The 519-nt window shown below is 67.4% G+C and carries 1 pseudogene; it reads right to left on the bottom strand.

The window, feature by feature from the left end:
* Positions 1 to 59: 59 nt before the first annotated feature.
* Positions 60 to 502: pseudogene (locus AC5P1C_RS43940) on the bottom strand (IS5 family transposase); the annotation flags it as partial.
* Positions 503 to 519 lie beyond the last annotated feature (17 nt).

The following is a 519-nucleotide window of genomic DNA, read 5'->3' as shown; positions in this document are numbered from 1 at the left end:
TGTTGCGCTTCTTGTAGCGGTCCTCATCGAAGCCGGGCGGCCGTCCACCGCGTGACCCCTTGCGTATGCGGGCCGCCAGGCGGGCGACCAAACTCTGCCACGGTGTCTCGTCCTGGTGTTCCATCTCTTCGGCCCCCTTTGTTCCCGGGGCCGGAGGCGGATCGGTGCGGGCGCCAGCCGCATGCTGATGCGCGCGGACGATGGTGGAGTCGACCGAGATGTCCCAGTCGATCTCGCCTGCGGCGTCAGCCGCAGCCTGGACCTGCTGGAACAAGTGTTCCCAGGTGTCGTCGGCCGACCACAGGCGGTGGCGTTCGTAGACGGTCTTCCGCGGCCCGAACCGTTCGGGAAGATCACGCCACTGCACCCCGGTCCGCACCCGGTGCAGAATCCCATCGATCACCTGCCGGTGATCCCGCCACCTACCACAACGCCCGTTGTTCACGGGCAGGAACGGCCGCAGCCGTTCCCACTCGGCATCGCTCAGATCTCCCCGCCCCATGCCCACAGGAACGACTC

The organism is Streptomyces sp. A18 (assembly GCF_059026065.1).
The sequence above is the reverse complement of the archived record's forward strand: the minus strand, read 5'-3'. Positions and strand labels throughout refer to the sequence as shown.